This is a genomic window from Companilactobacillus paralimentarius (assembly GCF_963227125.1).
Classification (GTDB): domain Bacteria; phylum Bacillota; class Bacilli; order Lactobacillales; family Lactobacillaceae; genus Companilactobacillus; species Companilactobacillus paralimentarius.
In genome coordinates this window covers 317,491-330,675 of the sequence record NZ_OY724131.1, presented here as the reverse complement: position 1 = coordinate 330,675, position 13,185 = coordinate 317,491, and the positions used below count along the sequence as shown (strand labels likewise).

General features: G+C 35.2%; 17 protein-coding genes. 10 read left to right on the top strand and 7 right to left on the bottom strand.

The annotated features are described in order from the left end of the window. Positions 1-47: 47 nt before the first annotated feature. Positions 48-773 (top strand): GntR family transcriptional regulator, encoded by a 726-nt coding sequence (locus tag ACI6PB_RS01545; protein WP_404327654.1) that lies wholly within the window; start codon positions 48-50, stop codon positions 771-773. A gap of 117 nt (positions 774-890) precedes the next feature. Here ACI6PB_RS01545 and ACI6PB_RS01540 read toward each other — a convergent pair whose 3' ends face one another. Next, positions 891-1,913: an LCP family protein gene (locus tag ACI6PB_RS01540; RefSeq protein ID WP_404327653.1), complete on the bottom strand. Its 1,023-nt coding sequence runs from the start codon at positions 1,911-1,913 to the stop codon at positions 891-893. A gap of 153 nt (positions 1,914-2,066) precedes the next feature. Here ACI6PB_RS01540 and ACI6PB_RS01535 point away from each other — a divergent pair, with 153 nt between their 5' ends. Further along, the gene (locus ACI6PB_RS01535) at positions 2,067-2,555 is read left to right on the top strand and encodes a cysteine hydrolase family protein (protein WP_056955826.1); all 489 of its coding nucleotides are present in this window, start codon (positions 2,067-2,069) and stop codon (positions 2,553-2,555) included. Positions 2,556-2,623: 68 nt separating this feature from the next. On the opposite strand, the gene ACI6PB_RS01530 is transcribed toward ACI6PB_RS01535, so the two are convergent. The 3 genes from ACI6PB_RS01530 to ACI6PB_RS01520 all read right to left on the bottom strand — a co-directional run bounded on the left by ACI6PB_RS01530 (position 2,624) and on the right by ACI6PB_RS01520 (position 4,269). After that, entirely contained in the window at positions 2,624-2,893 is a 270-nt protein-coding gene (locus tag ACI6PB_RS01530; RefSeq protein ID WP_025084536.1) for a hypothetical protein, read from the bottom strand. A 125-nt stretch (positions 2,894-3,018) separates the two neighbouring features. Next, the gene (locus tag ACI6PB_RS01525; protein ID WP_025084537.1) at positions 3,019-3,576 is read right to left on the bottom strand and encodes a magnesium transporter; all 558 of its coding nucleotides are present in this window, start codon (positions 3,574-3,576) and stop codon (positions 3,019-3,021) included. Positions 3,577-3,945: 369 nt separating this feature from the next. After that, on the bottom strand, positions 3,946-4,269 hold the full coding sequence (locus tag ACI6PB_RS01520; RefSeq protein ID WP_034543812.1) for a co-chaperone YbbN: 324 nt from the start codon (positions 4,267-4,269) through the stop codon (positions 3,946-3,948). Positions 4,270-4,434: 165 nt separating this feature from the next. Between ACI6PB_RS01520 and ACI6PB_RS01515 the strand changes: the two genes are divergently transcribed. Continuing rightward, a complete protein-coding gene (locus ACI6PB_RS01515) occupies positions 4,435-4,704 on the top strand; it encodes a metal-sensing transcriptional repressor (RefSeq protein WP_025084539.1) in 270 nt (89 codons plus the stop codon). 174 nt (positions 4,705-4,878) lie between these two features. Here ACI6PB_RS01515 and ACI6PB_RS01510 read toward each other — a convergent pair whose 3' ends face one another. After that, positions 4,879-5,580 (bottom strand): VIT family protein, encoded by a 702-nt coding sequence (locus ACI6PB_RS01510; RefSeq protein ID WP_034543814.1) that lies wholly within the window; start codon positions 5,578-5,580, stop codon positions 4,879-4,881. A 15-nt stretch (positions 5,581-5,595) separates the two neighbouring features. Next, positions 5,596-6,285 (bottom strand): VIT family protein, encoded by a 690-nt coding sequence (locus ACI6PB_RS01505; protein ID WP_025084541.1) that lies wholly within the window; start codon positions 6,283-6,285, stop codon positions 5,596-5,598. 199 nt (positions 6,286-6,484) lie between these two features. Here ACI6PB_RS01505 and ACI6PB_RS01500 point away from each other — a divergent pair, with 199 nt between their 5' ends. The 5 genes from ACI6PB_RS01500 to ACI6PB_RS01480 all read left to right on the top strand — a co-directional run bounded on the left by ACI6PB_RS01500 (position 6,485) and on the right by ACI6PB_RS01480 (position 9,937). Then, positions 6,485-6,949, top strand: a complete 465-nt coding sequence (locus ACI6PB_RS01500; protein WP_025084542.1) for a Fur family transcriptional regulator — start codon at positions 6,485-6,487, stop codon at positions 6,947-6,949. Then, on the top strand, positions 6,942-7,364 hold the full coding sequence (gene arsC, locus ACI6PB_RS01495) for an arsenate reductase (thioredoxin) (protein WP_025084543.1): 423 nt from the start codon (positions 6,942-6,944) through the stop codon (positions 7,362-7,364). Before ACI6PB_RS01500 ends, arsC begins: the two co-directional genes overlap by 8 nt. Positions 7,365-7,561: 197 nt before the next feature. Next, the gene (locus tag ACI6PB_RS01490) at positions 7,562-8,467 is read left to right on the top strand and encodes a metal ABC transporter solute-binding protein (protein ID WP_025084544.1); all 906 of its coding nucleotides are present in this window, start codon (positions 7,562-7,564) and stop codon (positions 8,465-8,467) included. A gap of 2 nt (positions 8,468-8,469) precedes the next feature. Then, a complete protein-coding gene (locus ACI6PB_RS01485) occupies positions 8,470-9,135 on the top strand; it encodes a metal ABC transporter ATP-binding protein (protein WP_034543816.1) in 666 nt (221 codons plus the stop codon). 4 nt (positions 9,136-9,139) lie between these two features. Continuing rightward, complete coding sequence (locus ACI6PB_RS01480) at positions 9,140-9,937, top strand: metal ABC transporter permease (protein WP_056955825.1); 798 nt, start codon at positions 9,140-9,142, stop codon at positions 9,935-9,937. 130 nt (positions 9,938-10,067) lie between these two features. Here ACI6PB_RS01480 and ACI6PB_RS01475 read toward each other — a convergent pair whose 3' ends face one another. Further along, positions 10,068-10,499, bottom strand: a complete 432-nt coding sequence (locus ACI6PB_RS01475; RefSeq protein WP_025084547.1) for a Fur family transcriptional regulator — start codon at positions 10,497-10,499, stop codon at positions 10,068-10,070. 171 nt (positions 10,500-10,670) lie between these two features. Here ACI6PB_RS01475 and ACI6PB_RS01470 point away from each other — a divergent pair, with 171 nt between their 5' ends. Beyond that, positions 10,671-11,363 (top strand): response regulator transcription factor, encoded by a 693-nt coding sequence (locus ACI6PB_RS01470; protein ID WP_025084548.1) that lies wholly within the window; start codon positions 10,671-10,673, stop codon positions 11,361-11,363. Next, positions 11,360-12,739, top strand: a complete 1,380-nt coding sequence (locus ACI6PB_RS01465) for a cell wall metabolism sensor histidine kinase WalK (RefSeq protein WP_025084549.1) — start codon at positions 11,360-11,362, stop codon at positions 12,737-12,739. Before ACI6PB_RS01470 ends, ACI6PB_RS01465 begins: the two co-directional genes overlap by 4 nt. Positions 12,740-13,185: the final 446 nt, after the last annotated feature.

Here is a 13,185-nt window from a genome sequence, read left to right as displayed (position 1 = left end):
TTTAATGATAAACTTAGGGTGAAGAGTGAGTTTTAGGAGAAGATATCATGGCGTACAAATATAAGGAAGTTGCTGACGGTTTAAGAAAAGAGATCAATTCCGGTAAATACGCACCTGGAGAATTGATGCCCGACCAAAATCAAATTGCAACAGATTACAACACAACAAGAATAACGGTCCACAAGGCTCTACAGCTTTTAATCGTTGAAGGTATGGTTTATTCAAAAAGAGGTTCCGGAACTTTTGTCCGAAAGGATTACAGTCCCGAAATCAATTCTAGTAAATTCGGTAAAGTTTCCCCTATTGATAAACCGTTTGGTGCTACCTTAACTAATCAAGGTAAAAAAGTTACTAGTAAGGTTTTGGAACTATCGGCTCGTATCCCTACTGCTAAGGAAGCTAACCAACTAATCATTGCACCAACCGAACCAGTTTATGTCATTTGTCGTGTACGGTTTGTTAATGGAGAAGTATTCGCATATGAACACACTGTTATGCCTACTTCTATTACCACTTTGACGGAAAAGGTTCTAGAAGGTTCCATTTATGCTCATCTCCAAAAAGATGGATTAAGTATTGAAGGTAGCCATAGAATCATTAGTGCCGGAGCTGCTTCTCAAGAAGATGTTGAAACTGGTATTGCTACTAAAATCGAACAGCCTGTTTTGGTAATTCGTCAGTTAAGCTATCTTGACGATGGTCAACCATTTGAAATTTCCGAATCACGTTTCCCATATAAAACCAGCTCAATCACCGCCGATATAACGTTATAAATATTTCTTAATATTAAAAAAACGACATCTATTATAAGAATTTGTTCTTCCCGTATTAATACGCAGAAGATTATATTCTGAATAGATGTCGTTGTTTTTTATTTAATTTTTAATTTTCTAATATGTACTATCAGTATAATGCGTTGTATCCAAGCCGAATGTATCATAGTCAATATCATCTTCGTTCGCGAAGAATTTTTTGTTTTTAGCATTCAGTTTCGTTTCAGTATTACTCAAAGTTTGAGGCTCCAAACCTAAATTGTCTCTTAAATTATTAGAAGCATTTTGCATAGTTGAAGTTGGTAAGATTTGATAAGAGCTTTGATTGATCCAAGCCGTTTTGCCCTGAATCTGATTAAAATCCATATTGTCAGCACTACTATGATACTTCAAAATAATCTCATCAATTTCTTTTGAAGTTAAATCTGTACTTATATCTTTTCCTAAATCCGTAATTAAATCTGGAATTTTCACTAAATATTTTGGTGATTCTAACTTATCAACGACGGCTTTTAAAACTTGTTGCTGTCTAACTTGACGGCCATAGTCACCACGTGGGTCTTGATAACGCATCCGAGCATAAGTTAATGCTTGCTTCCCATTCAAATGATGTGTCCCTTTAGGAATCGTTACGCCATCAAAGGAAACTTTCAAATCACTTTTGACGGTTACACCACCAACAAAATCGACTGTCTTCTTTAATGCATCCATGTTGATTGCAACATGATAATCAACTGGCACACCCAATAAACTACCAACTGTATTTTTAGCCATATCGGAGAGACCAATATTGTATGCTGCATTTATTTTCTGAACATTTTTTTGCTTATCACCGACCATTTCAGCCAAAGCATCACGTGGAATCGAATAGGCAACGGTATTCTTTTTCTTTGGATTCAAAGTCAATAACATCATTGTATCCGAGTTACCACGATCAACACGACCATCAGCACCTGTATCGGCCCCCAAAAGTAAGATAGAAAAAGGTTTACCCTGACTGATTTTCTTAGAAACACTATTTTTGTTTGTATCCAAGGATTTCAACGCCTGCTGAGTTCGATAGGTAAAGACTCCCCCTATTGCTAGAACGATAACAAGAATTACACCTATAATAATAGAAACTATTTTTAATTTTTTCATTTTTTTACCTTAAAATTTATTATTCCTCATTATAAAACGAATTAATCACAGCCGCCAATTTTTTAATGCGATGAAAAGCAACGGATATCGCTTTCATATCGATTGCGTTAATGTTAGTCTCAAGTTATAAAAAACTTTAGGGGAAGTGGTCTTATGCCAAAATTGGCGGAAGCACTTTTAGTTATAGATATGCAGAAAGCTCTCCAATACAGTTACAATTTCAATGATTTAATCAATAATATCAATCAACGCATCAAGGAATATCGACAAGCCAATTTACCTATTATTTTTATTCAGCATCATGATCAGGACCTAGAGCGTGACAGTGATCTGTGGAATTTATCTGACAAACTGGATCGAAAAGATAACGACAAAATTGTCGAGAAAACCCACCCCAACGCCTTTTACAAAACTGATTTAGAGAAAGTTCTTAAAGATAATGGCATCAAAACAATTGAAGTCTGTGGTGCCCAAACGGAATATTGTTGTAATGCCACAATTATCATGGCACATGGATTGGGATACAAAATCATCATGGAACATGATATGACAACCACTTTTGACAACAATTATATGATTGCCGAAGACACAATTTCATTTTTCGAAAATATTTGGGATCAAAGATATGTAACTTTCCAATAACAAATAAGAGCAGGTAATCAAGTGTGATTACCTGCTCTTATTTTCCTTAATACTTGAAGGCGCTTCGCCTATGCGTATGTGGCATTGCTATGAATCAATTCATAACCATTCAAGTTCAATCTACCTAAAACTTGATTAATGGTATCATCTGGAAAGATTGCCTCAGCCTTTTTAACTAAATAAAATTTCGATAGATCATCAGCATCTATCCAACGCCCCAAGTCAGTTAGTTCCGAATATTGTTTTGGATCGAATTGAACTGATCGACCAAAATCAATGGTAATAATTTCCCCCTCGAACCAACTTATTTGTCCAACCGTCTTTGGTACATCATCCATTATTCATCATCCCTTTGAATAAACTATGTAACCGTTTTTCTATATGACAATATACCACGTTTTACTGATGAAAGACGGTCAAATTCAAAGTATTCGTAATGATTTGAGCAAATCAAACTATCTTCTCATACACTCTTTAAACTTGAAAAATCACCCATAAAACTATTAATTTCCTTAACTATTTTTTCCTTATCATAAGCATAATCCCTGGCGGCGTTCAAATAGATCTTTTTATCATCAGTAGTTGTAATCTCGATGCCTACAGGATTCTTCATCATTGATAAACGTGAATAGAAAATACTATAAGCATTAGAAAATGGAACCATTGAAGGAAGTTCTGTTTGATTTTTAACATCCCCCATTAATTTAACCAACTTTATTTGAGATTTCTTGACGGTATCCATTTTGGCAAAGCTTGGAAAAAACATCATAACTAATCTCTTTTTAGGACTAGCCATATTATTGTATTTAAGAGTTTCCCCATCGAATTGCCAGTAACTGAACAATTCGGGTAGCTCAGGATAATAGTGAGCAAAAAATATAATACTAAAGAAACAAAGCCCAACAAAGAGACCTACCCAGCCATTTTGAAAGAACACATAAGCAACATTTCCAGGTATAAAGCCAACAAACAAACTAATTAATAATGGTCTGAAATTTACTTTTTTTCCAAATTGCATCATAATAATCGCCTCTATATATTTTTCAGGATCATTATAGCACCAGCACTTGTAATCGATTACAAGAAAATTTTCTATTTATTTACGTACCAATAGTACCTTTTTAGGACAAAAAAATAGACAAACCCGCCTACTGATTTGCCCATAATTTATTACTTATATTCGTCTAATTTTAGTGTATTTCTTATATTTATATTTAAGTAGTCTTTATATTTATTGGTTTAACAATTTCTTTGGAGAAACTTTTTATTCTGGAGTCAATTAGTTCTATTTTAAATAACCATGTATAGTGCAAACGAGCTATGCAAATCAGATTCCTGTGCAAGACCAACTATCTCAGTCCTCAGGAGCTGAACGCCTTTGCTCCACTCTCTACATATATTTCTCTAACTCTAATCGGAACTTCTCCTCTGGTTGATATCCAACCATGCGTCCTACTATGTTACCATCTTTCTTGATGATAAATGTAGGGATTCCTTGAATTCCAAAGTTATTTGGTGTGTCTGGATTATGATCTACATTCATTGATGTAAATTTAATCTTGTCGCCTAACTCATCTGTTGATGATAACTTTTCAAGAATTGGGTTCATCATTTTACATGGAGGACACCAGTCTGCATTAAAATCTGTAATGACTAGGCCTTTGCTTGTCTCGTCATTGAATGTCTTATCTGATAATTCTGTAATATTAGCCATCATTCAATCTCCTTCTCATATCTATGTAAAATAATATACCCCCTAGGGTAATTTTTGGCAACTATTTTGTTTTATCAATGATTGTAGAAAAAATAAAGCAATTATTTGCTACCCGGTACCCGCATAGGTATAATTGGAACATGAAATCAATTTGGGAGGTTACTTATGACACAAACGCCCGAAGAAGTCGCTAGTAAAAAGATTATTAGTCGTCTTAAACGTTCTCGTGGTCAACTTGATGCTGTACTTAGGATGATGGACGAAGGTAAGGCTTGTAATGAAGTCCTTATGCAATTGTCTGCTGTTAAGTCTAGTGTTGATAAAGCTATGAAATTGGTTATCGCACAAAATATTCGTCGTAATTCCAATTGTACTGACGAAAAACAATTGGCTGAATTACAAAAATCTTTAGATCTCATGTTGAAGACAAAATAATAGGATGCTACCCTTTCTTCTTTTGATTGGGTGCATCCTATTTTTTCTTCTATTTTATTAATAATTAATTGTAGCTTTTCTATTCGATAATGTAGTTTCCTTCTATTTTGGAATAACCAATGTACTTGGCAATATAGTGGAAACGAGCTGGGCGTCCTTGCTTCGCTCTTTGTTTTATAGCATTAATCCAACTGAATAGTGTATTGCCATAGTAATTATTCCTACAATAACATTTCTAATAATAGCAGTCTTAACTAATCCGTCTCCTAACTTTGCACTTAAATATCCGGTTAAAGCGACTGATAATGTTACAGCTAAAATTGTTCCTGGCCACTTTATTGTTGCAGGTAATAATGTCATTGCTACTAATGGGAAAATTCCACCTGATGCTGCTGATACTAGTGATGAAAATGCAGCATCCCATGGGCTCATATAATGTCCTAATTGTAGATCATACTTGACTCTTACTACTGTTCCTAGGGCATCTTTTTCCATTAATTCTTTGGCAATGCTGTCAGCAGTATTCTTTTTAACGCCACGTTCTACGTAGTAATTGGCTACTACATCTAATTCGTCTTGATAATTGGTTTTGATCAATTCACGTTCTTTTTCAATTGCAGCTCTTTCAGTATCCTTTTGAGAGCTAACTGAGGCATATTCCCCAGAAGCCATTGAAAAAGCACATGCCAACAGATCTGACAAACCAGCAATAAAAATTGTAAATGTATTAGTTGTAGCAACGGCGACTGAAAACAGTACTCCGACAACGGTCAAAATACCATCATTGGACCCTAACACACCAGCACGAAGGGTATTCGAACGTTCCGCCATTGTTTTCTTTTGCTTCTTTGGTTTTGAAACTGACATAGTTTTCATTCTTCTTCCTCCTTACTAATGTGCAAATAGTGATCCAATCGCATAGGTTACAAACATAGTTAACAATCCTGAAACGACATTTCTAATAACAGCCTTGCTACGTTTAGCTCCACCAAGAGTTGCGGCAGCATATCCAGTAATCATTAAGGCGATAATAACAGCAATCACAGTTGCAAATAATTTAATACTTTGGGGAAACATCGTAATTGATACTAAGGGTAAAATTGATCCCGTTGGGAATGAAATCATCGAAGCCAATGCCGCCGCAATGGCACTTGTTTGTTCCTTGGGATTGAAACCGTATCTTTCACGAACCGCTACATCCAAAGGATCATCGCTCAACATTTCCGTTGTGGCTTGAGTGGCCAATTCTTTTGAAATACCCGTAGATTGATATTTATCACGAATATAACTAAATTCTTCATCATAATGGCCATCTAATTGAGCAGATTCCTTTTCAATAGCACGTTTCTCAGTATCACGTTGGGTACTTACAGAAACCCATTCGCCCATTGCCATTGAAATAGTTCCGGCTAGCATACCGGCAATTCCAGATAGGAAAATAGCATGATTATTGCTTTGTGCACTAGCAACACCGATAACGATACCAGCAACGGAAATAATTCCATCGTTAGCGCCCATTACACTGGCACGCATTACGTTGATCTTCTCGGCCAAACTTTGTTTCTTCTTTGTTTTAGGCATGGTACTCACTCCTTAATTTTTCATTACATTGGAATGGTTCTCATCTATTAACGAGTACATAATACCTCTTATTTTCTGAAAAGTAAACTGTTCACGTCATTAAAATGGTTTCACAATTAAACTCAAATTATTGCCATTTTTCAAACTTTAGTAATATAATTACTTTGTAATGATTCTCAAGTAGAAAGGAAGATTGCTCATGGCTAGTAATGCCGTAATGGAAGAAACGTTACAAATCCTAAAGGATCACAAGCTTCGGGTTACTCCCCAACGTCACATTATCTTGGCCTACTTAGTTAGCCATCATAATCATCCTACTGTTGAAATAATTCGTGATGCTTTAGGTAAGGAATTACCCAATATGGGGGCATCTACGATTTATAATACCCTCAATACTTTCGTTGACCATCATTTAGTCGTGGAACTTCAGAATGGTGATGGAAGTACTCATTATGATTACTTCGGAACACCCCATTACCACGCTATTTGTACTAATTGTGGACGTATTGTAGACGTTACGTATCCAGGATTCAGTGACACCGAAAAAGGGCTCGAAAAAAAGACCGCTGAAATTTCCGGATACATGATTTCTGGTAATCATATGGAAGTTTATGGTCTCTGCCCTGAATGTCAAATTAAACTAGGAATAAAAAATAATGAATAAAAAATTATATTTTCTTTGTTCCGGAAACTCCTGTCGGAGTCAAATAGCTGAAGGTTATGCTAAGAAATATTTGCCAACATGGGACGTTAGAAGCGCTGGTATCCGTATCGGTGGTCTCAATCCATTAGCTGTAAAAGTTATGGCGGAAGATGGCGTTGATATTTCACAACAAACATCCAAATTAATCGATAATGATTTTATGAATCAAGCTGATCTTGTCATAACACTTTGTGGTGAGGCACGTGATAAATGCATTATTCCCCAGTCAACTCGTTGGTTACATTGGCCCGTCAATGATCCTGCTGAAAGTACTGGTGATGAGGCCGAGGTCATGGAGGATTTTCGTGACGCTCGTGATGACATCAAAAGTAGGATAATTAAGTTAGCTAAAAACATTCAAAAATATTCTGAATAAATAAAAGAAGTCTGTCAGTTGAATTACGAATTGGCAGGCTTTTTTGGTACATAATTTTAGGATTGCATCCCTTTTTGTGCTATAAGGAGCTTATAATTATTTTTTGTTAATGGCGTAAATGATAAATATTATCATTTACATTTAAAGACACTTAATTTATGATTGAATAGTAATATTTATCATTAAGGAGTTTAAAAATGAATTTAAAAAAATACCGCCTATTAAGTTTCTTACTTCTCATCTTTCTATTTGTTTTAGCTGGTTGTTCAAATAAGACCGCCACTAAATCCAACGATTCCAAAATTAAAATCGTTACCACGACTGATTTTTACGCTGAAGTTGCTAAAGCAGTCGTTGGAGATAAAGGAACCGTTACTTCTATTATTAATAATCCTGCAATCGATCCTCATGATTATGAGCCAACCACTAATGTAGCCAAGCAAGTCAGCAATGCAGATATCACTGTTGCTAACGGCCTAGGCTATGATTCTTGGATGAACAAACTAAATCAAAATGACAATAGTACTTTCATCAAAATTGGTGAAAACGTCATGAACAAAAAAGTCGGCGACAATCCTCATATTTGGTACAAACCACAAACCATGCCTAAGTATGCTAAATATTTAGCCAAAGAATTAGCAAAAAAAGATCCTGATGACAAAACTTATTTTGAAGATAATGCTCAGAAATACATCAGTTCACTTCAACCCGTTCAAAACGAATTAACAAAATTGCGTCAGAAGTCACAAAATTCCAAAAATAAAAATGTTTATGTCAGTGAACCAGTTTTCGATTATTCACTTAAATCAATCGGCTTTAAAGTTGCCAATAAATCTTTTGAAAAAGCTATTGAAAATGGCACGGATCCTACTCCAGCCAATATCAAACAGATGAATCAAGGTATTAAAAATAAAAAAATTGCCTTCTTAGTTTTCAACACACAGACTGACAGCAAAATTATCAATAATTTCGTTAAAAAGGCTCAGGCTAATGATATTCCCGTTCTAAAAGTTACAGAAACCCTTCCTAAGGGTAAAACTTACAAACAGTGGATGCTGTCACAATATAAGGACCTCAACAAAATTTTACAAAGTGAGAAATAATTATGATCAAAGTAGAAAATTTATCAAAAAGATTCGGTAATCAATTAGTTTTTGAGAATTTAAACTTTCAAATCAACGATGGTGATTTCATCAGCTTAGTTGGTCCTAATGGTTCAGGTAAGACCACCCTTGTCAAAATAATTATTGGTTTAGAAAAACCTTCTAGCGGTACCATTCAGACTTCCAGTCAAACGATTGGTTACGTTCCGCAATTCCGAAATGTCGATTCTGACTATCCACTTAGTATCGAACAATTCATTCGTTTGAATTTGAAAGTAACACTAAATCCTGAAAAACGCCGTCAAAACAATCTTTTAATTAAAACTATTCTCAAAAGAACTGGTCTAACGGAAATCAAGGATCGACCATTAGGTTTGGCCTCTGGTGGTGAGAAACAAAAAGCTTATCTGGCTCAAGCACTATTGAATGATCCTAAAATCTTAATTTTGGATGAATCGACAGCCAGTTTAGATGTAGAAGTCAAAACCCAACTGATGGATTTAGTTCAAGAGTTGAACCATAAGTACCATATAACTGTCATTTTCATTACTCATGATTATGATTTAACAAAGAAATACACTAAAAAGGCTCTTCTCTTTAAAAATAAGACGATTGAACCTATCGATGTGCAAAAGGTTTCTAAAGATATGTTCGAGATGGAGGGATAATTTTATGTTTGGATATGAATTTATGCGTGAGGCTTTTATTGCCAGTACTTTTATTGCAATAACAGCCGGATTAGTAGGTGTTTTCGTAGTTTCGAGAAACATGTCCTTTCTTTCTCACACATTGTCAGAAATAGGTTTTGCTGGAGCATCATTTGGTATCTTAATCGGCATTTCTCCCTTAGCGGGAATGATCCTTTTCACTCTAGTTAGTTCAATTGCTGTTGGTAGTTTAAGTAGCGAGTCATCCCGTCGTGAGGCTTCAATCAGTGCTATTTCTTCATTGTTTATAGGTTTAGGAATTCTTTTTCTATCGTTATCCTCTGAATCAAGCAGTTATGCCACAAATATCCTGTTTGGAAGTATCGTTGGTATCAGTGCTAAAGAAGTTCATCAACTACTGATTCTAGCCATTTTTGTTATTTTGATCTTCATCATCTTTTACAAACCACTATCCTTCGATTCTTTTGATCACATTGGTGCTCAAGCCGCTGGACTTAAAACTAAATTACTCTCAATTACTTTCTTAATTACCTTGGCTTTGAGTGTAAGTATTGGTGCACAAATCGTTGGTTCATTATTAGTCTTTGTACTATTAACATTACCAGCCGCTACTGCTAAATATATAGTTCACTCGGTACCTAAAATGATTATTGTTTCCGTTGGACTCTCATTAATCGGAGTTTGGTTAGGATTATACTTGGCATTTATAACAAACTGGCCCGTAACCTTCTTTATCTCAACTTTTGAAGTAATTGCTTACTTCTTAGGTCTAAGTTATAAGAACTGGCGCTTGAGCCACTAAATATAATTTAAGGGTTCCAGAGTGATATTTGGAATAAAATAACAGCACTTATTTAGGAACGTATATATTTACGTTTATCCTAAATAAGTGCTGTTTTAAATTTCTAAACTAGAATAACAATCTGTTTACTTTATGCTTCTTTTTTCTCCAATTTCTTAGTACAGTCAGCACACAATCCATAAACTTCTATGGCATGCCCCTCAACTGTATAACCTGGTAATTGATCGGTGAAAAATTCAATTGGACAAGCCTTCAGCTCTGTTACCCGGCCACAATTTTTACAGACAAAATGGTGGTGATGGCGGTGTTCAAAATCACATTGATACTTTACCAGTGTTTTATTTTTTTCCTGATACTCAACCAATCCAATATCCGCAAATTCTTTTAGATTACGATAAATTGTATTATTGCTCATGCCAGGATAGAGATTGCGCATGTAATTGGCAATATCGTTGATGGCAACGTAATGAATTGTAAAATTTTTCAGATAACTAATTAAGTCTGTTCTCTGTTTAGTTACCTTGTAGTTATTCTTCTTGAGAATCTCAATTGCTTTTTCCATTTAAGTCATCCTTTTTAACTGATCAATTGGTAGTGTAACATAAACCGATTCAAAAAAATGCTATATTCTCTTACCACTCAGTAAAGTTAAAGACTAACCAATTGGAATTTTTAGCTTTCTTTATTAAAAGGTGTTTATAATAAACTAAATAATTATTTGGGAGATTTGTTAATGAAAAACACGATTTTAATTGTTGAAGATGAACGTAGTCTTTCGAGTTACGTTAGTAAAGAATTACAATTTGAGGATTTTAAAACAGTTATCGCTAATGACGGTGCTGAAGCTATGGACTTATACGAAAAACATCAAAACGACCTGTTACTGATTCTCTTAGATTGGATGTTACCTAAACTCGATGGTATGGAAGTTTTACGTCGTATCAGAAAGCATGATCAGGTTCCCGTTATCGTTATGACGGCTCGTGATTACATTGGTGACAAAGTTGCCGGATTAGATAATGGTGCTGACGACTACATCACCAAACCTTTTGAAATCGAAGAATTACTAGCAAGGGTTCGCGTTATTCAAAGACGTGCTGAACATCTATCAGAACCTGACCAAACTTATCAAATTGCTGATTTGATTTTGAATACTAAGTCACATCAAGTAACTCGAAGTGACGAAATTGTTCAACTAACTAGACGTGAATACGATCTTTTGCTATTCTTCCTTCAACATATTGGCAAAGTTTTCACTCGTGACGAATTACTTGATAACGTCTGGGGTGAAGATTTCTTGGGTCAACAAAATGTTGTTGATGTTTATGTCGGTTACTTACGAAGTAAAATCGATGGCAAAAAAAATAAACCTCTTATTCAAACTATCAGAGGCGTTGGTTACTCACTTGAGGATGTGACAGAATGAATGACAAGCAACTCACTTATCAAGAACTAATTAACAACGGCATTAAGAAATTAGTCATTATCATTACTTTATCAATCAGTGCCTTAATCTTAATTATTGTTGGTGTACAACAATCCCTGATGACAGTTCATGAGGCTCAAGGGCAAATGATGAGTTTGAATCGAGCTAACATTGACGATATTCCTAGTTTTATCCACTGGAATAATCAAAATAATCGTCATTCCAAACAAAATACCGTTATCAGAGTCAAAACTAATAAGTCATCTATCACTGCAACATCAGGCCGGGAGGGACAAGTTATTATGACCTCCTCGGCTTCCAAGAAATTTATTGCTCAAAAGAAATTCAGTATTTTTGGCAAAAATGTTGTTTACGTCAAAAGTTTTGGATTCTTTTTATTCTTTTCACAAAAAGACTCTAATACAACTTATCAAATTTGGGTCAGTTTAAATCGATTGATCAATAGTTTAATTCTCTTAATAATCATTATCAGTATTGTTGTCTTCATTACGTTAGGTTTTGGAACCTGGTGGGCACATCAATTAGCCGCCAAATTAAGTGCTCCTACCATTCAATTAGTCAAAGAAACTAAGAATACGACTAAAAATTCTGAAGTTGATCAGCCTACTTTAGAAGTACCACAGAGTCCACAAGAAATTCACGAGTTAGGTAACGCTTTTAATGAATTACTGACTGCCCAAAATCAACGATTACAGCGTGAAAAAGACTTTGTCTCCAACGCCTCACATGAATTGCGTACACCAATTGCGGCAGTTCGAGGCAATATCAATTTAATCAAACGTCATGGTGACAAACATCCCGAAGTCATTCCTGAATCACTCGATTTCATCGACGAGGAATCCTTAAGAATGCAGAATTTAATTGAGAATCTCTTACACCTATCTCGAGCCGATCGAGCCAAGGTTATTCTACAGGATGAAAACTTATCAGAGATCACTGAACAAATTGGCCAACACTACGAACCTTCGATCCCTCACAAAATGATTTTAGATATTGATCCCAATTTACATATCTCTGGAAACTCTGATACTTTGAAACAAATTATTGTAGCTCTTTTAGACAACGCCAATAAATATTCTGATGACAATACCCCTATTAACTTAAGTTTAAAGGATATTAATAATAAAGTTGAATTATCGGTTACTGATCTTGGTATGGGTATTCCTGATGATCAGAAGAAACTTATTTTCCAAAGATTCTACCGGGTTGATACCTCTCATTCTAACGAAATCAAGGGTAGTGGTTTGGGACTATCTATTGTGGCACAACTGGTCAAATTGAATAACGGTACTATTGAAGTTTTGGATAATCATCCTCGCGGTAGTATTTTTAAAATTATTTTTGATAAAATCTAATCCTTTCTGGGATTGGATTTTTTTATTGGTTAGATTTTACAGTAGTTACTAAGCAAAGCGGGATTTAGTCTGGAGCAACAAGAAAATTGATTCAGCCATAAGATTTCCTTAGCGATTTATTACTTAGAGAATAATCGAGCTCAGAGATCCAGTATTTTACACGGTGTAGAAAATAATTAGCTCTAAGCCGGCCCATGGCGTTCCAGCCAAATTTTCTTTTTGCGGAGGACGGCAGTGTTCTATTTTTTTATTGATTTAGATCTTCTCGGTCTGGCTACTTTTCTCAAGTATGCTGCTTAAATGGATTCCACAGATCCATTTCTTCCGGTTTGCTACAGTCCTGAAATTTCCGAGTCTGTGGAATCCTCTCCTCTTTCTAAGATCTTCTTATAAAAACCTTATCGAAACTAAGTAGTTACTTCTCTATCTTCCTTGTAAACTATGTT

Coding starts and splice junctions, on each gene's coding strand:
- arsC (WP_025084543.1), top strand. CDS start 6,942: ATGAATAAAAAATTATATTTTCTTTGTTCCGGAAACTCCTGTCGGAGT.
- ACI6PB_RS01480 (WP_056955825.1), top strand. CDS start 9,140: ATGTTTGGATATGAATTTATGCGTGAGGCTTTTATTGCCAGTACTTTT.
- ACI6PB_RS01490 (WP_025084544.1), top strand. CDS start 7,562: ATGAATTTAAAAAAATACCGCCTATTAAGTTTCTTACTTCTCATCTTT.
- ACI6PB_RS01465 (WP_025084549.1), top strand. CDS start 11,360: ATGAATGACAAGCAACTCACTTATCAAGAACTAATTAACAACGGCATT.
- ACI6PB_RS01540 (WP_404327653.1), bottom strand. CDS start 1,913: ATGAAAAAATTAAAAATAGTTTCTATTATTATAGGTGTAATTCTTGTT.
- ACI6PB_RS01470 (WP_025084548.1), top strand. CDS start 10,671: ATGAAAAACACGATTTTAATTGTTGAAGATGAACGTAGTCTTTCGAGT.
- ACI6PB_RS01510 (WP_034543814.1), bottom strand. CDS start 5,580: ATGAAAACTATGTCAGTTTCAAAACCAAAGAAGCAAAAGAAAACAATG.
- ACI6PB_RS01545 (WP_404327654.1), top strand. CDS start 48: ATGGCGTACAAATATAAGGAAGTTGCTGACGGTTTAAGAAAAGAGATC.
- ACI6PB_RS01530 (WP_025084536.1), bottom strand. CDS start 2,893: ATGGATGATGTACCAAAGACGGTTGGACAAATAAGTTGGTTCGAGGGG.
- ACI6PB_RS01520 (WP_034543812.1), bottom strand. CDS start 4,269: ATGGCTAATATTACAGAATTATCAGATAAGACATTCAATGACGAGACA.
- ACI6PB_RS01525 (WP_025084537.1), bottom strand. CDS start 3,576: ATGATGCAATTTGGAAAAAAAGTAAATTTCAGACCATTATTAATTAGT.
- ACI6PB_RS01535 (WP_056955826.1), top strand. CDS start 2,067: ATGCCAAAATTGGCGGAAGCACTTTTAGTTATAGATATGCAGAAAGCT.
- ACI6PB_RS01475 (WP_025084547.1), bottom strand. CDS start 10,499: ATGGAAAAAGCAATTGAGATTCTCAAGAAGAATAACTACAAGGTAACT.
- ACI6PB_RS01485 (WP_034543816.1), top strand. CDS start 8,470: ATGATCAAAGTAGAAAATTTATCAAAAAGATTCGGTAATCAATTAGTT.
- ACI6PB_RS01505 (WP_025084541.1), bottom strand. CDS start 6,285: ATGCCTAAAACAAAGAAGAAACAAAGTTTGGCCGAGAAGATCAACGTA.
- ACI6PB_RS01515 (WP_025084539.1), top strand. CDS start 4,435: ATGACACAAACGCCCGAAGAAGTCGCTAGTAAAAAGATTATTAGTCGT.
- ACI6PB_RS01500 (WP_025084542.1), top strand. CDS start 6,485: ATGGCTAGTAATGCCGTAATGGAAGAAACGTTACAAATCCTAAAGGAT.